Source organism: Pseudomonas sp. KCJK9058 (assembly GCF_046230975.1).
GTDB lineage: Bacteria > Pseudomonadota > Gammaproteobacteria > Pseudomonadales > Pseudomonadaceae > Aquipseudomonas > Aquipseudomonas alloputida.
Genome location: NZ_JBJJLR010000039.1, coordinates 1 through 19657 on the forward strand (window position 1 = coordinate 1; position 19657 = coordinate 19657).

A 19657-nucleotide genomic window follows, 5' to 3' on the forward strand; every position below is an offset into this window, starting at 1 on the left:
CCCATCCCCCGGCCCAGCCCCGAGCAAAGCCCGCCCTAGTGGCGAACCCCAGTTGATCAACCCGTGCCCGGCATCCGCCTCATCCTCGCCTACCAGCCGCACCACCTGCTCCTGGTCATGCGTGTCGACAAACCGCACCCGGCTACCAATCCGGACCTTGCTATGCGAAGTCGCCGCCGGTACCACCTGGGCGCTTTGCACCCGCGCGCTGAAGTAGCGCAGATCCCGCTCGGTATCGGCCAGCCGTTGCTTGTCACCCCGTTCGCCCTGCGCCTGCAGTTCGCTGCGCAAGGCATTCAGCTCGGCCACCCGCGTTTGCAGCTGGCGCAGGCCACTGGCCGTCACATAGTTGGGCTGTTCGCTGATGCGCCGCTCGACCGGCTGGTCGGCCTGGTCGGCGGCTTGGTCTTCGTTGACGAATGCTCGGCTCATGTAGGGCCTCCTTGTGCATGAGACCATCATGGCAGGCCGCCGGTTTAAAGGAATGTCCGTTTGCGACTCAATTGTGGCGATAGGCCTTGGCAGCGCCGCGGTCCTTTTCCTGTTCCCACTCGCGGTCGCGCTGGTCCCAGAAGCGCTCGTGGTATTGGCGCTGTTCTTCGCTGTTCTGCATGGCGTGACACTGGCGGAAGCCATCGTCCCAGCCGGTTTCGTACTGACGCTCGTGCAGGTAGCGCGGTACGTTTTTGCGAAAGTTGCCCACCATCAGCCCGGCCGCCTGGCGGCCACTGCTGCAGCCGTCCTGGAAGCCATCCGCATAGGCAGGAGGGTAACCGTGGCTGACCATCTGCTCGTGGGTGGTTTCGCAACCTGACAGCAACAACGCAATGCACACGCCAAACCAGTACCGCGACATAGCCACAAAGCCCTCCAGTTGATGATGGGAAGTCTAGGTGGCGGTTTGTCGGGTAGGTGTCAAAACAGTGTCAAAGAGTTGGTTCAGTCACACTGCTTTGCTGGCTTAACTGGCCAATTCGCGGGCGTGCCCGCGAAAGGCCGTAAAACGGCCTCAGTAGTGATACCACTTCAGCTCCAGCATCACCTCGTTTTGCGCCGTAGCCAAGTGGCTGAATTCCCGCGAGGCACTCAGCCGCAACCCCAGGTTCTGGCTGATCTCCCACTGCTGGTTCAGGCTCACACTGCGTCGCACTTCGCCGTTGGTGAAGTAATCGCCCTTGGCCTCCAGCGTCATGTTGCCCAGCCCGTTGCGCCACAGCAGCCCGCCATTGAAGCCAGCCGCCGGGGCAATGAACTGAGCGAAGTCGTTGTGATGCTCGACCCGCACCGTGCCCAAGGCAAACCCCAGCAAACCGTCGGCCAGCTGCCAGGTGCCGCCAGCGCCACCATTCACATGGCTCACCAGCACTTCGTCATCATGCTTGCCCGGCACCCGCTCCAGCCCCCCAGCCACTTGCCATGACCAAGGCTTGAGCAGCTCGTTACGGGGTGTCAGTGAACGGATGGTGGCCAGGTCCAGGCGCTGCACCTGCCAATCGTTTCCTTCGTACTGGCGCAGCTTCAATTGCAGGATTTCGATCTGTGCGCCCAGCGGGAAGCCATAGGCGTTGTCATTCAGGTCGTGGTAGGCCATGCGCAGGCCATATTCGGCGTAGGCGCGGTCTTCACGGGTGCCCACGCCCAGTTGCCAGGTGCGCGAGTCATGGCCATCCTCGGGCAGGCCGGGGCGCTCGATCTGCAGGGGCGGCGGCGGGTTGCTGTTGATCGCCCGCAGCAACTCGAAGCTGCGTTTGGCCTGCCCTGGATCGCGTTCCTGGCCATTGGCCCGATACCGCTCAAGACGATACGCGGCATCTTGCACCAACGCTTGGCGTTCGCGAGGCAGGGCCTGGAATTCAGGGCTTTGCAATTGCGCAGTGTCGGCGCTTACAGCCAGCACCTGGCGCTTTTCGTTGGGGGCGAGTGGCTCGGCCCTGGCCAGCAATTCACGTTCGCGAGAGGGGCGGTAGGTTTCGCTGGCGACCAGGCCGGATTGCTTCACGGCTTTTACCGTGTCGGTGGGAATGGCGGTCAGCGGGAACTGAGACGTCAGGTCCAGGCTCGGCCGGGCCACTTGCAGCAGCTCCAGCAGGCGATACGAGCAGTTTTCGTCGAAGAAGAAGTAGTCGAACTGGATCTGCTTCAGCTCCCACACATGCTCGACCATACGTCCGGTTTCTTCGGGGGTCAGGTCCAGCTGGTATTCCCACAGGTCGCGGTTTTCCAGGCTGCGGTATTCGGACAGTTTTTCCTGGTAGGGCATCAGCGCGAACAGCCCCGGGTAGCCACCCATCAGGCCTTTCCAGGCGTACAGGATGCTGTTGTCGCTGCCTTCGATATAGGCACCGAAGTTGATGGCGTAGCTCAGCAGCGTGGTGTCGTCGCTGCGGGTGTTGGACTGGTCGATGCGCAGCAGGGTGTGCCCGAACATCGACGACGGGCTGTTCAGGTAGGCTGCCGGGAAGATCAACGCGGCGCTGTGCGGGTCGATCGACTGGTACCAGGTCTTGAATTCCTGGCAGTCCGGTTGTGGCAAGTCTTGCAGGTCGAGCTGTTCGCGCAGCCAGCGGGTGCGCGCGGGGAATACGCACTGGGCGTGCTTGTCACCGAGACTGGCCGGGGCATACAGCGCAGCGACCGTGGCCTTGAGTTCCTGGTCCGGATGGTGCGCGCCATCTTCGGCGAGGAAGAACGCATCATCATCCACATAGCTGCGCCAGCCGCCGAGCTTGGCGGTTTCGTAATGTCCAATGGCGAGCCAGTAGGGGGTATTGGCCAATTGCTGGAGACGGCCTGGATCCAGCAGGGGGGCGGCATGAACAGGGGCGCAGGCACACAGCGCCAGGGCAGCGAGGCGTTTGAGCATATCGGGCAACTACTTCTTGACGATGCCGAAAAAGGCGAAACCCGCCCCGGGTGGGGCGGGAGCAGCTGTGCTTAGGCCTCGGTAGCGTATTTGGCCAGGCGGGGGTCGCTCTTCAGAACGGCCAGGGTGTTGCTGTGGACAGTTTCGGCAGTGACGTCGGCGCTGCTGAAGATCTGGTTGAAGTGCTGGTGGGTGACCGAGTTGAAGTAGCTGCGGTCCTCCGGTGCTACGCCGAGAACGACGGCATAGGTGGTCAGTGCTTCGCCCTGGCCCATGGCCATGTCTTCGGAAAGCTCGTTCATCATGCCGTTCATGGCGAACCAGGACTTGCCGCCGTAGGTCAGCGAAGCCTTGGTCGAGCAGCCGTTGGTGCCGGAGGTCATGCCGAAGGTGGCGTTACCGGAGGTGCCGTTGGTGGTAGAAGCCAGGAAGTGTGCCGGCGTGCCGCGCTGGCCTTCGAACAGCATGTTGCCCCAGCCGCAGTTCGGGCCGCCAGGCGCTTCGGCCATGGCGTTCAGCGAGACCACGGTGAACAGAGTACCCAGAAGAATCCGTTTCATAGCATTTGTTCTCTTTGTCTTAACCAAGGGTCAGGGTTTCTGGCAACTCGGTTGCCAGGTCGGGAAAGCTTTTCACCCACCCGCGCAGCTTGGAGTTTAGGCACGATCTAAAGGTTGCGTTGTTGATTGCGAAAAATTTGCTGTCACAGGACTGCACCGGCTGCGACATAAAGTCCCGTGGAGCCTTGCAAGGCGCGCGCGGGCAGCGCCAGAATGCTGCGTATCTGCCCGCCGAAGTAAGGAAACCCAATGCCCGATCCTGTCGCTGCGCGCCTGCGTCTTGCGCCTGAAGCCCTGACCCGGCGTTTCTCCCCCGAGCAGTTTGCTTTTACCCATACCGACGATCTGGAGCCGTTTCGCGGAGTTCTGGGCCAGGAACGTGCTGTCGAGGCCCTGCAGTTTGGCGTGGCCATGCCGCGTCCTGGTTACAATGTGTATGTGATGGGCGAGCCCGGCACCGGGCGCTTCTCGTTCGTCAAGCGCTACCTCAAGGCCGAGGGCAAACGCCAGCAGACCCCGGCCGACTGGGTCTACGTCAACCACTTCGACGACACCCGTGAACCACGTGCACTGGAGCTACCGTCCGGAAGCGCCGCCGAGTTCATCAGCGACATGGGCGGATTGATCGACAACCTGCTGTCGACGTTCCCGGCGGTGTTCGAACACCCGTCCTACCAGCAGAAGAAGGGCGCCATCGACCGCGCTTTCAACCAGCGTTATGACCGTGCTCTGGATGTGATCGAGCGCGCGTCGCTGGAAAAGGACGTGGCCTTGTACCGCGATGCCAGCAACGTCGCCTTCACGCCGATGGCTGATGGCAAGGCGCTGGATGAAGCTGAATTTGCCCAACTGCCGGAGGAGGTGCGCGAGCAGTTCCACGAGGACATTGCCCTGCTTGAGGAGCGCCTCAACGAGGAGCTGGCCAGCCTGCCGCAATGGAAGCGCGAATCGAACAACCAGCTGCGCCAGCTCAACGAAGAAACCATCACCCTGGCACTGCAGCCGTTGCTGGCGCCGCTGTCGGAAAAGTACGCCGAAAACGCGGCGGTGTGCGCCTACCTGCAATCGGTGCAATTGAACCTGTTGCGTACGTTGGTCGAGCAACTGGTCGATGACAGCAAGTCCGACGCCGTGGCCCGCAAGCTGCTCGAAGAGCAGTACGCGCCCAGCCTGGTGGTGGGCCATCACGCTGACGGTGGTGCGCCGGTGGTGTTCGAGCCGCACCCGACCTACGACAATTTGTTTGGCCGTATCGAATACAGCACCGACCAAGGTGCGCTGTATACCTCCTATCGCCAACTGCGCCCAGGCGCGCTGCACCGGGCCAACGGCGGCTTCCTGATTCTGGAAGCCGAGAAAATGCTGGGCGAGCCGTTCGTATGGGACGCGCTCAAGCGTGCGCTGCAGTCGCGCAAGCTGAAGATGGAGTCGCCGATCGGTGAGCTGGGCCGTGTTGCCACTGTCAGCCTGCAGCCGCAGGTGATTCCGCTGAACGTCAAGCTGGTGATCATCGGCTCGCGCCAGCTGTACTACGCGCTGCAGGACCACGACCCGGACTTCCAGGAGATGTTCCGCGTGCTGGTGGACTTCGATGAAGACATGCCGATGGTCGACGAGAACCTGGAGCAGTTCGCCCAGCTGTTGCGCACCCGCACCAACGAAGAGGGCATGGCGCCGCTGACCAGTGACGCGGTGGCGCGTCTGGCCACCTACAGTGCGCGTCTGGCTGAAAACCAGTCACGCCTGTCGGCGCGTATCGGCGACCTGTTCCAGCTGGTCAGCGAGGCTGATTTCATTCGCCAGCTGGCCAGTGACGAAATGACCGACGCAGGCCACATCGAGCGTGCGCTCAAGGCCAAGGCCACCCGTACCGGCCGTGTGTCGCAACGGGTGCTGGACGACATGCTCGCCGGCATCATCCTGATCGACACAGAAGGCGCGGCCATCGGCAAGTGCAACGGCCTGACCGTGCTGGAAGTGGGTGACTCGGCGTTCGGCATGCCCGCGCGTATTTCGGCCACCGTCTACCCCGGCGGCAGCGGTATTGTCGATATCGAGCGTGAGGTCAACCTTGGCCAGCCGATCCACTCCAAAGGGGTGATGATCCTCACCGGTTACCTGGGCAGCCGCTATGCCCAGGAGTTCCCGCTGGCGATCTCCGCGAGCATCGCCCTGGAGCAGTCCTACGGCTACGTGGACGGCGACAGCGCCTCGCTGGGCGAAGCCTGCACGCTGATCTCGGCCTTGTCGCGCACGCCGCTCAAGCAGTGCTTCGCCATCACAGGTTCCATCAACCAGTTCGGTGAAGTGCAGGCGGTGGGTGGGGTGAACGAGAAGATCGAGGGCTTCTTCCGCCTCTGCGAGGCGCGTGGCCTGACCGGCGAGCAGGGGGTGATCATTCCGCGTGCCAACGTCGCCACCCTGATGCTTGACGAGCGCGTGTTGCAGGCGGTGGAGAACGGCATGTTCCACGTCTACGCGGTCAGCCAGGCTGATGAGGCGCTGAGCCTGCTGGTGGGCGAGGAGGCCGGGGTACTCGACGACAAGGGGCTGTTCACCGAGGGTAGCGTCAACGCTCGGGTGGTGGAGCGCCTGCGTGAAATTGCCGAGATGATCAGCGAGGAAGACATCGAGAAGGCAGAAAAGGAACGCCTGGAAGAGGTAATTGCCCAGGCCAAACCGGCCTGAGTCAATAAACTGGCGCTGGCGGCGATGTGCTACCGTTTAGCGCCAGTTTTCCATCTTTCTGTACTGTTCCTCTATGCTGGAACTTAAGGACGGTACAGCGTTCAGGATGGAAACAGCCTGAGGGTTTCGGGCTGAACAAGGCTCATTGGAGGGGACGCGGCCATGCGCAACCTCAGCCTCACACGCCAGTGCCTGGGCCTGGTGACCCGTATCGAATGCAGCATCCGCCCGCTGGCCGGTGACAACGGCATGTGGACGTTGCTGTTCGCCGCCGGCATGGCCGGTGAACAACCCTCCGCGATCAAGGCGCAGGGCCCGTTTCATGGGCCACTGGTGGCCGAGTCGGTGCTCAATGCCATTGTCGACAGCCTGACCCTGCATGGGTACCAGGTGGCCGAGGACCCGCAGATCTGGTGTTTGCATTTGCAGGCGCAGTTGCGGCGGATCAATGGTGAGCGGTGTCGCAACCTGGGGGATTACCAGTTTCATCCTGAGACCTGAAGAATGCCGGGGCCGCTTTGCGGCCCATCGCGACACAAGGCCGCTCCCACAGGTAAAGCATCGCCTTGCTGTGGGAGTGTGGCCTTGTGTCGCGATCAGGCTGCGGAGCAGCCCCCGGGCTTTTGCTGTAACAGGTGGCTGGCTATACTCGCCGTCGTTTTTCAGTCACCTGACGAGTCTCAAAACCCTCCATGGAACGTATCCTCGAAAATGCGATGTACGCCTCGCGCTGGCTGCTCGCCCCGATCTACTTCGGCCTGTCCCTCGGCCTGCTGGCCCTGGCGCTGAAATTCTTCCAGGAAGTGGTCCACGTCCTGCCCAACGTCTTTGCCCTCAGCGAAGCCGACCTGATCCTGGTGATCCTGTCGCTGATCGACATGTCGCTGGTCGGTGGCCTGCTGGTGATGGTGATGATTTCCGGTTACGAAAACTTCGTCTCGCAGCTGGACATTGATGAAAGCAAGGAAAAGCTCAACTGGCTGGGCAAGATGGACTCCTCGTCGCTGAAGATGAAGGTTGCCGCGTCGATCGTGGCGATTTCGTCCATTCACCTGCTGCGGGTGTTCATGGATGCGCAGAACATCTCCACCGATTACCTGATGTGGTACGTGATCATCCACATGACCTTCGTGGTCTCGGCGTTCTGCATGGGCTACCTGGACAAGCTGACCAAGCACTGAGTCCCGCCAGGCCTCACTGCAGCTCCTGTGGGAGCGGGCATGCCCGCGAACACCGGCAAAGCCGGTGCCAGCCACCGCGTGGCCTGCTTCGCGGGCTCGCCCGCTCCCACAGAGATCGAGGCTCAACTGACGAGTGGCGTCAGTCATGCCTTGCGCATTCTCCCTTCCTGTACAAAAAATGAGCTCTCATGCGTGGTTCCCATCGCGAGGTGCTCTCATGAACCTGCATCAGCTCAATACCGAGGCCAGGGCTGGCCATGTCGACGAACTGAACCTGATCGCCATCGAAGGCGGTGACTACCTGCTCGAGGCTCGGGTCAAAGGCCATCCTCACCCCCTGTCCGATACCCGCGGTGAACGCTTGCGCGTGCACTCGGTGGAAGATGCGCGCAAGTTGCTGCAAACCATCCCCTTGCTCTCGATGAACCTGGTGCACTGGTCGGTGCAGGACGAAATGTGCGGCATGGGTACGCACCCGGAAGAAGACCTGAAGGTGCCGATTTCCCAGCGTTCGGCCTGGTAGCTGCTCGCAGCGCCCCAGTGTGCTAGGCTGCTCGCCCTTTTTATCAAGGGCGCGGCTGCATTGCGCCCTGCAGTGGAGCACGACAATGTCCGAACTCAACCTGTCTACCGACGAAACGCGCGTCAGCTACGGTATCGGCCGTCAGCTGGGCGGCCAGCTGCGCGACAACCCGCCACCAGGCGTTAGCCTGGAAGCCATCCTGGCCGGCCTGACCGACGCCTTCAACGGTGCCGACAGCCGCGTCAGCGAAGCCGACCTGTCGGCCAGCTTCAAGGTCATCCGTGAGGTGATGCAAGCCGAAGCTGCAGCCAAGGCCGAAGCCGCCGCTGCTGCTGGCAAGGAGTTCCTGGTCGAGAACGCCAAGCGTGAAGGCATCACCACGCTGGCTTCGGGCCTGCAGTTCGAAGTGCTGACCGCTGGCGAAGGCGCCAAGCCGACCCGCGAAGACAACGTGCGTACGCACTACCACGGCACCCTGATCGACGGCACCGTGTTCGACAGCTCCTACGAGCGTGGCCAGCCGGCTGAATTCCCGGTCGGCGGCGTGATCGCTGGCTGGACCGAAGCCCTGCAGCTGATGAACGCTGGCAGCAAATGGCGCCTGTACGTGCCAAGCGAGCTGGCTTACGGCGCCCAAGGCGTTGGCAGCATCCCGCCGCACAGCGTACTGGTGTTCGACGTCGAGCTGCTCGACGTTCTGTAATGCCCTAGAGGCCGGCCCTGCCGGCCTCAATTCCAGTCTGTCCCCTCAGGGCGCAATGCCCGCGCATAGCAGAACAGAAACAGATTCCGTACCAGTTCCTTGAGCACCCCCGGCTCACTCGAATTCAGCCCGCTCATGTCCAGGTCACCCTGGTCACGCAGTTCGTCGAGGGCTTCTTCTTCAAGCACCGCGCACACTTCGCCGGTTTCCCGATGAAGAATGCGCAGGTAGGGGTGAGGGCGTTCCAGCCAGGCGTCGATCAGATAAGTCATGGCGATTCTCCTTGGACAGCAATTCCAATGAGAATAATTCTTATTACCAGAATAGCAAGCGCCAATTGCCGTTTTTTTGCCTGATCAAACTTTGCGGACGAACTCGGACTTCAGCTTCATGGCGCCGATGCCGTCGATTTTGCAGTCGATGTCGTGGTCGCCGTCGCACAGGCGGATGTTCTTGACCTTGGTGCCAACCTTGACCACCAGGGACGAACCCTTGACCTTGAGGTCCTTGATCACGGTGACGGTGTCACCGTCTTGCAGGATGTTGCCGACCGAATCCTTTTTCACCACCTCGTCACTGGCCGCCTCGGCATCGCCGCCGGCCGACCACTCGTGGGCGCATTCAGGGCAGATCAGCTGAGTGCCATCCTCATAGGTGTATTCGGAGTTGCATTTTGGGCAGGGTGGCAGAGTGCTCACTTCGGTTCCTCAAACAAACAGACGGGCGGTTAAAAGCCCACATTGTAAAAGGTAATTTCCCGGAAGTGATTATGTCCGGACAAAAAGCATCGCGGGCAAGCCGGCTCCCACAAATGGTGTAGGAGCGGGCTTGCCCGCGAATGAAGGCGACTCGGTCTGTCAGTGCGTACGCGCGACCGCAAACTCGCTCAGTTCAACCAGCGCATCCCGGTATTCACTGGCAGGCAGCACTTCGAGGCAGGCGATGGCACGCTTCACGTAATCGCGCGCCAGCTCGGCGGTGTACTGCAGCGCGCCCGACTCTTCGACCGCGACGCGAATCTGTTCCAGATCTTCCAGGCCACCCTTCTGGATCGCCTGGCGTACCAGCGCCGCCTGCTCGGCAGTGCCTTCGCGCATGGTGTAGATCAGTGGCAGGGTAGGTTTGCCCTCGGCCAGGTCGTCACCGACGTTCTTGCCCAGGGTCTGCGAGTCACCCTTGTAGTCCAGCAGGTCGTCGACCAGTTGGAAGGCCACGCCCAGATGGTCGCCAAAGGTACGCAGGGCTTCGCGCTGCTCGTCGGTGGCCTGGGCCAGTGCCGCAGCACTGTGGGTAGACGCTTCGAACAGCATCGCCGTCTTGCCGCGAATGACCTCCATGTAGACTTCCTCGGTGGTGCTGGCGTCGCGTACGCGCGACAGTTGCAGCACTTCACCTTCGGCAATCACCCGGGTGGCCTTGGACAGAATCTGCATGACCGGCATCGAGCCCAGTTCGACCATCATTTCGAACGAGCGCGAATAAAGGAAGTCGCCCACCAGCACGCTCGGCGCGTTGCCCCACAGGGCATTGGCAGTAGAGCGGCCACGGCGCATGCCGGACATGTCGACAACGTCGTCGTGCAGCAGGGTGGCGGTGTGCAGGAACTCGATGGTGGCGGCCAGCAGGCGCAGGTCGTCGCCTTCGCGGCCCAAGGCCTTGCCACACAGCAGTACCAGCAGGGGACGCAGGCGCTTGCCACCGGCGGACGTGATATAGTCGCCGATCTTCGATACCAGCGGCACGCGCGAGGTCAGCTGCTTCTTGATGATCTCGTCGACGGCGCTGAAATCATCAGCCACCGCGCGGTAGAAGGTTTGGGGTTGCATCGGCTGCTCCAGTGAGGTTGCGCGGCATGCTAGGTCGCAGGTCCCGGTGTGTCAAGGCGCGGTGCCCGCAGGCCGGGGGCGGCACTTGCAAGCAAAACCGCGGTTGCGTACAATCGCGCACCCTAACTTCCTGGGCAGCACCTGCCTTACGCAATTGCGCCGGGCCGTTCCAGCCCTGTGCAGCCATGCCAGCCAATACTCATCATATAAAGCGCTGGGTGAGCAGGATTATCGGAGAAATACCATGTCTTACGCAGTAATCGTTACCGGCGGCAAGCAGTACAAAGTCGCTGAAGGTGAATTCCTCAAGATCGAAAAACTGGAAGTCGCCACTGGCGAATCCGTGACCTTCGATCGCGTTCTGCTGGTCGCCAACGGTGAAGAAGTCACCATCGGTGCTCCAGTTGTTGCTGGCGCTAAAGTAGTGGCCGAAGTCGTTTCGCAAGGCCGCCACGACAAGGTTCGCATCATCAAGTTCCGTCGTCGTAAGCACCACATGAAGCGTATGGGCCACCGCCAGTGGTTCACCGAGATCAAAATCACCGGCATCCAGGCTTAATCCCCTAGATCCCCTGAATTTATTTGGAGAATTGAACCATGGCTCACAAGAAGGCTGGTGGTAGTACTCGTAACGGTCGCGACTCAGAATCTAAACGCCTTGGCGTGAAGATGTATGGCGGCCAGGTTATCAAGCCAGGCAACATCATCGTCCGTCAGCGCGGTACCGAATTCCACGCTGGCTACGGCGTTGGCATGGGCAAGGACCACACCTTGTTCGCCAAGATCGAAGGCGTGATCAAGTTCGAGAAGAAAGGCGAGTTCATGCGCCGTTACGTGAGCATCGTCGCCGCTTAATCGCGACGTCGCTCCAGAAGCCCCGTCATGCGACGGGGCTTTTTCGTTTGTGGTGAGCCTCTTGCAAAGCTGTTTGTCTGGGTTGCCGGCGTTGGTTTCTACGGTCGTACGGGGCCGCCGCGCTCATTTTTGCAAGAGCCTCATGTTTTTGAGTCATTCAGCTCGTCTACCGACGAGAGGCGGTTTTAATGAAGTTTGTTGACGAAGTATCCATTCGGGTCAAGGCCGGTGACGGTGGCAACGGTTGCATGAGCTTCCGTCGCGAGAAGTTCATCGAGAACGGCGGCCCTAACGGCGGTGACGGCGGTGACGGTGGCTCGGTGTACATGATTGCCGACGAAAACCTGAACACCCTGGTCGACTACCGCTACACCCGTCACCATGAAGCCCAGCGTGGCTCCAACGGCGGTAGCACTGACTGCACCGGCAAGAAGGGTGAAGACCTGTTCCTGCGCGTGCCGGTCGGCACCACCGTGATCGATGCTTCCACACAGGAAGTGATCGGTGACCTGGTTACCCCCGGCCAGAAGCTGATGGTCGCGCAAGGTGGCTGGCACGGGCTGGGCAACACCCGTTTCAAGTCGAGCACCAACCGTGCACCGCGCCAGACCACCCCAGGCAAACCGGGTGAGCAGCGTGACCTGAAGATGGAAATGAAGGTGTTGGCCGACGTCGGCCTGCTGGGCTTGCCGAACGCTGGCAAGAGTACCTTCATCCGTTCGGTCTCGGCCGCCAAGCCGAAAGTCGCCGACTACCCGTTCACTACCCTGGTGCCAAACCTGGGCGTGGTCAGCGTCGACCGCTGGAAGAGCTTCGTCATCGCCGACATCCCCGGCCTGATCGAAGGCGCCTCTGAAGGTGCCGGTCTGGGTATCCGCTTCCTCAAGCACCTGGCGCGTACGCGCGTGCTGCTGCACCTGGTGGACATCGCGCCGCTGGACGAAAGCAGCCCGGCCGATGCCGCCGAAGTCATCGTCAACGAGCTGACCCGCTTCAGCCCGTCGCTGGCCGAGCGTGAGCGCTGGCTGGTGCTGAACAAGGCCGATATGGTCATGGACGACGAGCGCGACGAGCGTGTGCAGGAAGTGATCGATCGTCTGGAGTGGGAAGGCCCGGTCTACGTGATCTCGGCTATTTCCAAGCAGGGCACCGACAAGCTCAGCCACGACCTGATGCGCTACCTTGAAGACCGCGCCGACCGCCTGGCCAACGACCCGGCCTACGCCGAAGAGTTGGCCGACCTCGACCAGCGTATCGAAGACGAAGCCCGTGCCCAGTTGCAGGCCCTGGACGACGCCCGTACCTTGCGCCGTACCGGCGTCAAGAGCGTGCACGACATTGGCGACGATGACGGTTGGGACGATGATTTCGAGGACGACGAAGACGGTCCGGAAATCATTTACGTGCGCGACTGATCGGTTGCAGTACACTAAACGCCGCTCTCTGGAGCGGCGTTTTTGTATCCACGGTATCTACAGATTCGACATAGGTTGGAAGAAGATGCGAAGCAAGGTGACGGGCGCCAAGCGCTGGGTCGTTAAGATTGGCAGTGCTCTGCTGACCGCCGATGGCAAGGGCCTCGACCGCGGTGCAATGGCCGTTTGGGTCGAGCAGATGGTCGCGCTGCGTGAGGCAGGCGTGGAGTTGGTACTGGTCTCCTCCGGGGCCGTGGCTGCCGGCATGAGCCAGCTGGGCTGGACCAAGCGACCGAGTGCGATGAACGAGCTGCAGGCGGCTGCCTCGCTCGGCCAGATGCGCCTGGTGCAGGCCTGGGAGTCGAGCTTCGGGGAGCACGGGAAGCACACCGCGCAGATCCTGCTGACCCATGACGATCTGTCCGACCGCAAGCGTTACCTGAATGCCCGCAGCACCCTGCGCACCTTGGTCGATCTGGGTGTGGTGCCGGTGATCAACGAAAACGACACCGTGGTCACCGACGAGATCCGCTTTGGCGACAACGACACCCTGGCGGCGCTGGTGGCCAACCTGGTCGAGGCCGACCTGCTGGTGATCCTCACCGACCGCGATGGTATGTTCGATGCCGACCCGCGCAACAACCCCGAGGCGCAGTTGATCTACGAAGCCCGTGCCGACGACCCCTCGCTGGATGCCGTGGCCGGTGGTACCGGTGGTGCCCTGGGCCGTGGCGGCATGCAGACCAAGCTGCGTGCGGCGCGCCTGGCTGCCCGTTCCGGTGCCCACACCATCATTATCGGTGGCCGCATCGAGCGCGTGCTGGACCGTCTGAAGGCGGGCGAGCGCCTGGGCACCTTGCTGTCCCCTGAGCGCGGCATGCTCGCTGCGCGCAAGCAGTGGTTGGCCGGTCACCTGCAAACCCGTGGCACCTTGGTGCTGGATGCCGGTGCCGTGCAAGCGCTGCGTCAGGCCAACAAGAGCTTGCTGCCGGTTGGCGTGAAGACAGTGCAGGGTAGCTTCCGTCGTGGCGAGATGGTGGTGTGCGTCGGTCCGGACGGTGTTGAAGTGGCTCGCGGCCTGGCCAACTACAGCGCCCTGGAGGCGCAGAAGATCATTGGTCAGTCGTCCGAAGCCATCGAGTCGATCCTTGGCTATAGCGCCGAGCCGGAACTTGTACACCGCGACAACCTGGTGCTGGTATGAGCCTGCTGAAGAGCGTAATCGCGGTGGCAGCGTGCGTGCTGCCGATGTTGGCTGGCGCCGAAGAGATCGGCCAGGTGTCCACCGTGTTCAAGTTCCTCGGGCCGAACGACCGCATTGTGGTCGAGGCGTTCGATGACCCTAAGGTTGAGGGCGTGACGTGCTACCTGTCACGTGCCAAGACTGGCGGAGTGAAGGGGGGCTTGGGGCTGGCCGAGGACCGGGCGGAGGCATCGATTGCCTGTCGTCAGGTCGGGCCAATCAACTTCAAGGGTGAGCTCAAAGATGGCGAGGAAGTGTTCAAGGAGCGCACCTCGCTGGTGTTCAAGACCATGCAGGTGGTGCGTTTTCTCGACAAGAAGCGCAATACGCTGGTGTACCTGGTGTACAGCGACCGCATGATCGAAGGCAGCCCGCAGAATGCGGTGACTGCCATTCCGATCCTGCCTTGGGCTCATTGATAGCCCGCGCCTACATACGCTCGGTGGTTGGACACAGGCCGTCGTACGCATCGGTGGTTGGGCGCAGGCCGTCGTGTAGGAGCGGGTTCACCCGCGAAAGGGCCGGCCCTGCTGGCCAATTTCCACCAACCGTTCACCGTTGCCGCCGCCACCGTATTCGCGGGTAAACCCGCTCCTACATACGCTCGGTGGTTGGACACAGGCCGCCGTAGGAGCGGGTTCACCCGCGAAAGGGCCGGGCCTGCTGGCCAATTTCCACCCGCCGTTCACCGTTGCCGCCGCCACCGTATTCGCGGGTAAACCCGCGCCTACATACGCTCGGTGGTTGGACACAGGCCGTCGTGCGCATCGGTGATTGGACACAGGCCGCCGTAGGAGCGGGTTTACCCGCGAATGGGCCGCAACGCGGCCCCGGCTATCTCAGGCCAGCTCCTCGGCCTGATCCTCACGCACAACCGCTTTCACTTCATCCAGCCGGCTGATGAACTTCCAGTCCGCCTCGTCGATGTAGATGCCGTTCGGCCCGCTGCCACCTTCCAGGTCGATCGCAACGTGCGCCGAGACCTGTGGTTTCACACTCGCCAGGATCGGCACGAAGCCCAGTTGCTGGCTGGTCTCCAGCAGTGCCGCCTGGTTGCGTTCGTCGATGTCTGCCGCTTCGTCCAGGTAGTACGGCAGGCGAATGCGCCCGGCCAGGTCACGGTCCATCAGGTGCAGCAACAGGTACATGTTGGTCAGCGCCTTGATGGTCATGGTGGTGCCGTTGGACGCCGCACCGTCGATGTCGGCGTGGATGATCGGCTGGCCATTGACCTTGGTGATCTCGAACGCCAGTTCGAACAGGTCCTTCAGGCCCAGCTGGTTGTGGTTGGCCGCCACCAGCCGTGCCAGGTACTCCTTGGCCTCTTCGTTCTTGTTGTCCTGATCGGCACTCTGGGTCAGGTCGAAGACCGACAGGGTTTCGCCTTCTTCGTACTGGCCGGCACTGTGGATAATCTGGTCGATGTGCTTGAGCGCTTCCTTGTTCGGCGCCAGTACCACGCGGAAGCTTTCCAGGTTGGACACCTGGCGCTTGTTGATCTCGCGGTTGAACAGGGCCAGCTGGTGCTCGAGGCTGTCGTAGTCGCTGCGGATGTTGCGCAGGGTTCGGGCGATGTCGGTGACCGCAGCGCGGCGTGCCTTGGCCAAGGTCAGGGCTTCGTCGGTACGGTGCGCGTAGGCGTTCACCAGCAGTTGCAGGCGGCGTTCCATGTCGTCTTCGCTGTCGAACTTGGCCACGCCTTTGAGGCGCACCTGGGCGTACAGCGCCTCGATCTGGTTGTCCACCCGCTGCAGGCCTTGCCAGCTGTCCTGGTAGTCATTGAGCAGCGGCAGCAGGTTGTCCATCGAGTCGTCGATGGCTTCCATGTATGGCGTGCCGTAGGGCAGGTCGGCCGGCAGCAGCTGGCGACGGCGCAAGGCGTCTTCCAGCGTGCGCTGCTTGGACTCGAGGTCGCCGAGCTGACGGCCGACCAGTTGCAACTTGGCTGACAGCTGCTGGACGCGCTCGGTGAAGGCGTCGCTGGAGCGCTTGAGTTCGTCCTGGGCCGCTTCCAGCTGCGAGAGCTGTTCCAGCTTCTCGGGCTCTTCGGCGGTGAGGGTTTGGCTACGGCGGAAGTCTTCCAGCGCCTTCTGCGCGTCCAGCACTTCCTGGTACAGGGTTTCGGTCTGCGCTTTGGACGCGGAGCGGTCGGCGGCCACGGCCTGCTGGGTCTTGAGCTGCTTGAGTTCTTTTTCCAGGCGCTCTTTCTGGTCGCGCAGGGCGGCGCGGTCGGCCAGGGCCTGCAGGGCCGGTGGGTCGATGTGGGTCAGGTCGATGGCCAGGCCCGGGGCCTCGAAGCGCTCGCCCTTGAAGCCGTCGAGCACCGCTTCCAGCGATTTTACCCACAGGTCGCTGTCGTCCAGCTCGATGCCGCGGTCGCCCAGCGGCAGGCTGAACAGCGCACCGTTGAACAGGCGCATCAGGCGGTCGACGTCCTGCTGCGAGAACTCCTCGCGCAGGCGGGCATAGCTGTTGTTGTCAGCGTGATCCAGCTGCTGCTTGACCTGCTTCAGGCGTTTTTCCAGGTCGCGTACGCGCTCGTCGAGGTCTTCGGCACTGAACTGCCGTGACTGGGCCAGCGCGCCGGCCAGCTCGTCGTGGGCGTCTTTGGCCGCCAGCAGTTGCTGCTCCAGTACCTTGACGTCATCGACCAGCGCAAAGCGGTGCTTGAGCACCGACAGCTCGCCTAGCCAGCGCTGGATACCGGTAATTTCACGCTCCAGGCGCATCAGCTCCTGGGTGCCGCCACGCTGGTCGTTCTGCAGGCGGTCCTGCTCGCCACGGTAGTGCTCGGACTGGATGACCAGCTCTTCCTTGCGCGCCATGGCGTATTCCTGCCAGGTGCCCAGCAGGGTGTCGAGCACAGGCGAAATGCGGTGCAGCTTGCCACGCAGGATGTCGCGCTGGGCCACGCCACCGGCCAGGGCCTCGACCAACGGGCCGGCAGCCACCAGGGCGTTGTAGTCCTGCTCCATGCGGCGTACGTCGCGGAAGGCTTCCTCGCACGCAGCGATGTAGTCGACGCTGCCCGAGCGCAGGCTGTGCTCGAAGGCGTCGAGGAACAGCTGCTTGAGCTTGGCGGCGGTGATCTCACGCATGTGCAGCAGGTTGATGAACAGCGCGCGGAAGGTTTTCAGGCTTTGCTCGCTGGTGGAGCGCAGCGGGATCATGGTCAGGTCCAGCGGCACCGAAGTGTGTCCGCCCACCAGCAGCCGGCGCAGTTCGTCCGGCTTCAGTTCGTAAGCCTTGAACCCCAGGCGTTCAAGGTTGGTGAACAGCTCTTTCTGACGCAGGCAGGTGTCGTTCTTCTGGTAGTGGGCCAGGTCCAGTTCGCCTTTGTAGGCGAAGAACTGGTGGCCGAAACCGCCACCCGGGCCGCGCCCGACCACACCGATCACGTGCGGGCCGTGGGGCAGGCTCAGTTCGCAAAGAATGTACGACGTGTCGCTGGCGAAGTAGAAGCGGCGCGACTGCTCAAGGCTGTACTTGCCGAAACTCATGTCCGACATACGTGCCAGGATCGGGAACTGCAGGGCATTGATCGATGCCGATTTACCCAGGTTGTTGGCGCCGTATACCGACAGCGGGTGCTCCAGCGGGAACAGGCCAAGGCTGTAGCCGGCGGTGTTGAGCAATGCGAAGCGGCGGATGCCGTAGCGTTCCTGGCTCATGCGTCAATCTCCTGTTGCTCTTCGCGGATGGCCCGGGCCAGGGCGTCCTCTTCGCTTTCCTCGCCCTGGAAAGGCGTGAGGTCGAGCGGGTCGTCGGTACGGTTGAGTTCTTCGGCGCTTTCTTCCTCGACCAGTACCGGGGTCGGCAGCGGCAGGGCGCTGTGCAGGGTGGCGGCCAGGTCGCGGTCCTGCTGCACCGAAAGGCACACATCGAGGAAGCGATGCATGGGCGGCAGGAAGCGGTAGATGCCGCCTTCCTCATGGGCGAAGCCGAGTTGGGTCATGCGGCGCAGGATTTTTTCTTCCAGCTCGTCCACGGTCTGCACTTCGGCCTGCAGGAACAGGTCGCGGTACTTGTCCAGCAGCGAGGGCAGTTCGTCGCGACCGATGCTGCCGCCATCGAGCACGGCCATCGGGTCGCGGCCCTGGTCAGCAAGGTGCTCGACCAGGATGAAGGTGAACAGCGACAGGCGCTGCGCGGTCTTGTTGACCTGCGCGGCGGTCATGTCGGGCACGAAGTAATAGAAACCACGGGTATCGCACACCAGTTCGAAGCCCAGGGCCTTGAACAGGGTGCGGTACTGGTCCTGGAAGTTCGACAGCTGGGCGTACAGCTCAGGGTCGCGCCGGCTGACGTGGAAGCCTTTGAACAGCTCGCGGAAGATCGGCGCGAGCTGGGACAGTTCGGAAAGATCAAGATGCATGGGCTGGGCTCGCGTTGGGTTCGGTAGGCGCGCTAGGGGCGTCTTCGCGGCTGGAGGTCAGGGCGAACGAATGCAGGCTGACCAAATGTTCCTGAGTGGTGTATTCGCGGCGGTCGAGGCGTTCGCGCTTGAAGCGCTTTTCCCGCGACAGGCGCGAGAACCAGTACAGCAGCTCGTCGGTGGCGCCTTCGGGCTCCTGCTCCAGCAGCCAGACCATCAAGTCTGGCAGTGGCAGGGCCTGTTCGCAGCGTTCGGCCATTTCCTTGACCGTGCGCGGGGCACGGGGCAGGGCGCCGGACTGGGTCTTGTGGGCTTTGGGGAAGCGCGCCGGTTTGGGCTCGAAGCGGGCCAGTGCGTAAACGTAGGCCTCGACCTGGCTGGCACTGCCAAGGAAGGTGCTTTGCGGGCGGGTGAACATCGGCATGGCCGCCTGCGGCACGGCATCAATGCCCTTGCGCCGGATCACCGACAGGGCCAGTGCAGCGCCGCGGGTCACGGCGTTGTGGCGGCGGGCTTCTTCGCGCAGCGGCAGCAGCAGTTCGCGGGCGTGGCGCAGGGTCAACTGGGCGCTGGTCTGCATTTCCAGAATGCGCGCGTGGGTGCGCAGCAGCATGTCGTCGTCGACCAGGTGGCCCAGGCGCGCCTGTTCGCCCAGCAGTTTCAGCAGCACGGTCTCGACCTTGCGTACACCCTGTTCGAAGGCGCCGTCGGCGTTGACCAGCTGGATCATCGGCTCGACGTACTCGTCCCAGGTGGCCAGCACTTCGGCATATCGTTGGCGCAGCGGAATCTGGCGGTTGCTGGTCTTGGCCCGTTCGGCCACGGCCACCAGTGCCTGCTCGTCGTTGTCGAGCTTTTTCAGCACATCGCGCACACGCATGTCGAGCAGGCGCAGCTGGCGTGCCAGGTCGTCGCTGTCGCGGTTGTCGAAGGCATCCTGGATGTGCCCGGCCAGGCGCTCCAGGTGGCGCAAGTAGGCTTCGATCTCCAGGCACAGGCCCAGCCGGTGTTCGCGGCGCAGGTAGGCGAGGAAGTCGTGGATCTGCGCGTTGAGCTCGAAACGGTTCGGGCTCTTGGCCACCGGGACCAGGATATCCAGGCGGATCCACACGTCGAGTAGCTGGGTGATGTCCTGCGGGGTGCTTTCGAGCTGCTGGCGGGCCACATGCTGGCGCAGTTCGACCAGGCTCAGGGTGCCCTGGTCGAAACGCTCGCACAGCGGCTCGATCAGGGCCCAGTGTTCGGCTAGGGCGCGCAGGACGCGCTTGGGTTCGATCATTGGCTTCGACTCGTTGCCAAGAAAAAGGGGGCGATTGTACTGCATTCGCGGGGGTGGTTTTTACCCCTTGGTCTGTAATGAGAGATAACCTTTAGGTTTGTGGGTGTATGTCGTTGTTCTAGTGGCACTCGTGAGATCGAGCGCCG

At 62.4% G+C, this 19657-nt stretch carries 20 protein-coding genes; 10 read left to right on the top strand and 10 right to left on the bottom strand.

Annotated features, from left to right (window positions below; translation table 11 throughout):
• The 4 genes from ACK59Z_RS19090 to ACK59Z_RS19105 form a co-directional block, all read right to left on the bottom strand.
• Positions 1-432, bottom strand: a 432-nt coding sequence (locus ACK59Z_RS19090; RefSeq protein ID WP_409293562.1) for a GreA/GreB family elongation factor, incomplete at its 3' end; no start/stop codon positions are given.
• A gap of 67 nt (positions 433-499) precedes the next feature.
• Positions 500-856: a hypothetical protein gene (locus tag ACK59Z_RS19095; protein WP_108190737.1), complete on the bottom strand. Its 357-nt coding sequence runs from the start codon at positions 854-856 to the stop codon at positions 500-502.
• Positions 857-1009: 153 nt separating this feature from the next.
• Positions 1010-2863 (bottom strand): DUF4105 domain-containing protein, encoded by a 1854-nt coding sequence (locus tag ACK59Z_RS19100; protein WP_108190736.1) that lies wholly within the window; start codon positions 2861-2863, stop codon positions 1010-1012.
• Between the two features lie 71 nt (positions 2864-2934).
• Positions 2935-3423 carry a DUF3015 domain-containing protein gene (locus ACK59Z_RS19105; protein WP_003247492.1) on the bottom strand — a complete coding sequence of 163 codons (489 nt, stop codon included), beginning with the start codon at positions 3421-3423 and terminating at the stop codon, positions 2935-2937.
• 249 nt (positions 3424-3672) lie between these two features.
• Here ACK59Z_RS19105 and ACK59Z_RS19110 point away from each other — a divergent pair, with 249 nt between their 5' ends.
• The 5 genes from ACK59Z_RS19110 to ACK59Z_RS19130 all read left to right on the top strand — a co-directional run bounded on the left by ACK59Z_RS19110 (position 3673) and on the right by ACK59Z_RS19130 (position 8518).
• Positions 3673-6111 (top strand): Lon protease family protein, encoded by a 2439-nt coding sequence (locus ACK59Z_RS19110; RefSeq protein ID WP_004575710.1) that lies wholly within the window; start codon positions 3673-3675, stop codon positions 6109-6111.
• A gap of 162 nt (positions 6112-6273) precedes the next feature.
• On the top strand, positions 6274-6612 hold the full coding sequence (locus ACK59Z_RS19115; RefSeq protein WP_003247487.1) for a hypothetical protein: 339 nt from the start codon (positions 6274-6276) through the stop codon (positions 6610-6612).
• Between the two features lie 191 nt (positions 6613-6803).
• Positions 6804-7292, top strand: coding sequence for a TIGR00645 family protein (locus ACK59Z_RS19120; protein WP_003247486.1), 489 nt, complete (start codon positions 6804-6806; stop codon positions 7290-7292).
• Positions 7293-7509: 217 nt separating this feature from the next.
• A complete protein-coding gene (locus tag ACK59Z_RS19125; protein ID WP_003247483.1) occupies positions 7510-7815 on the top strand; it encodes a DUF6482 family protein in 306 nt (101 codons plus the stop codon).
• An 85-nt stretch (positions 7816-7900) separates the two neighbouring features.
• The gene (locus ACK59Z_RS19130; RefSeq protein WP_003247482.1) at positions 7901-8518 is read left to right on the top strand and encodes an FKBP-type peptidyl-prolyl cis-trans isomerase; all 618 of its coding nucleotides are present in this window, start codon (positions 7901-7903) and stop codon (positions 8516-8518) included.
• Positions 8519-8544: 26 nt separating this feature from the next.
• On the opposite strand, the gene ACK59Z_RS19135 is transcribed toward ACK59Z_RS19130, so the two are convergent.
• The 3 genes from ACK59Z_RS19135 to ACK59Z_RS19145 all read right to left on the bottom strand — a co-directional run bounded on the left by ACK59Z_RS19135 (position 8545) and on the right by ACK59Z_RS19145 (position 10344).
• On the bottom strand, positions 8545-8790 hold the full coding sequence (locus tag ACK59Z_RS19135) for a hypothetical protein (protein WP_003247479.1): 246 nt from the start codon (positions 8788-8790) through the stop codon (positions 8545-8547).
• An 84-nt stretch (positions 8791-8874) separates the two neighbouring features.
• Positions 8875-9216: a zinc ribbon domain-containing protein YjdM gene (locus ACK59Z_RS19140; RefSeq protein WP_003247477.1), complete on the bottom strand. Its 342-nt coding sequence runs from the start codon at positions 9214-9216 to the stop codon at positions 8875-8877.
• Between the two features lie 159 nt (positions 9217-9375).
• On the bottom strand, positions 9376-10344 hold the full coding sequence (locus ACK59Z_RS19145; protein WP_003247469.1) for a polyprenyl synthetase family protein: 969 nt from the start codon (positions 10342-10344) through the stop codon (positions 9376-9378).
• A 244-nt stretch (positions 10345-10588) separates the two neighbouring features.
• On the opposite strand from ACK59Z_RS19145, the gene rplU reads away from it, so the two are divergent.
• The 5 genes from rplU to ACK59Z_RS19170 all read left to right on the top strand — a co-directional run bounded on the left by rplU (position 10589) and on the right by ACK59Z_RS19170 (position 14276).
• Entirely contained in the window at positions 10589-10903 is a 315-nt protein-coding gene (gene rplU / locus ACK59Z_RS19150; protein ID WP_003247466.1) for a 50S ribosomal protein L21, read from the top strand.
• A 38-nt stretch (positions 10904-10941) separates the two neighbouring features.
• Positions 10942-11199 (top strand): 50S ribosomal protein L27, encoded by a 258-nt coding sequence (gene rpmA / locus ACK59Z_RS19155; protein WP_003247464.1) that lies wholly within the window; start codon positions 10942-10944, stop codon positions 11197-11199.
• Between the two features lie 188 nt (positions 11200-11387).
• Positions 11388-12614 (top strand): Obg family GTPase CgtA, encoded by a 1227-nt coding sequence (gene cgtA, locus ACK59Z_RS19160; protein ID WP_003247460.1) that lies wholly within the window; start codon positions 11388-11390, stop codon positions 12612-12614.
• 85 nt (positions 12615-12699) lie between these two features.
• A complete protein-coding gene (gene proB / locus ACK59Z_RS19165; RefSeq protein WP_003247458.1) occupies positions 12700-13818 on the top strand; it encodes a glutamate 5-kinase in 1119 nt (372 codons plus the stop codon).
• Positions 13815-14276 (top strand): CreA family protein, encoded by a 462-nt coding sequence (locus tag ACK59Z_RS19170; protein ID WP_003247456.1) that lies wholly within the window; start codon positions 13815-13817, stop codon positions 14274-14276. The genes proB and ACK59Z_RS19170 overlap by 4 nt, the downstream gene beginning before the upstream one ends.
• A 420-nt stretch (positions 14277-14696) precedes the next feature.
• Here ACK59Z_RS19170 and mksF read toward each other — a convergent pair whose 3' ends face one another.
• From mksF to mksB, 3 genes are read right to left on the bottom strand one after another with little or no spacing between them, the layout of a single operon-like run.
• A complete protein-coding gene (gene mksF / locus ACK59Z_RS19175) occupies positions 14697-17528 on the bottom strand; it encodes an Mks condensin complex protein MksF (protein WP_409293563.1) in 2832 nt (943 codons plus the stop codon).
• Positions 17525-18232, bottom strand: a complete 708-nt coding sequence (mksE, locus tag ACK59Z_RS19180) for an Mks condensin complex protein MksE (RefSeq protein WP_003247452.1) — start codon at positions 18230-18232, stop codon at positions 17525-17527. The genes mksF and mksE overlap by 4 nt, the downstream gene beginning before the upstream one ends.
• The gene (gene mksB, locus ACK59Z_RS19185) at positions 18222-19511 is read right to left on the bottom strand and encodes an Mks condensin complex protein MksB (RefSeq protein WP_003247449.1); all 1290 of its coding nucleotides are present in this window, start codon (positions 19509-19511) and stop codon (positions 18222-18224) included. Before mksB ends, mksE begins: the two co-directional genes overlap by 11 nt.
• Positions 19512-19657: the final 146 nt, after the last annotated feature.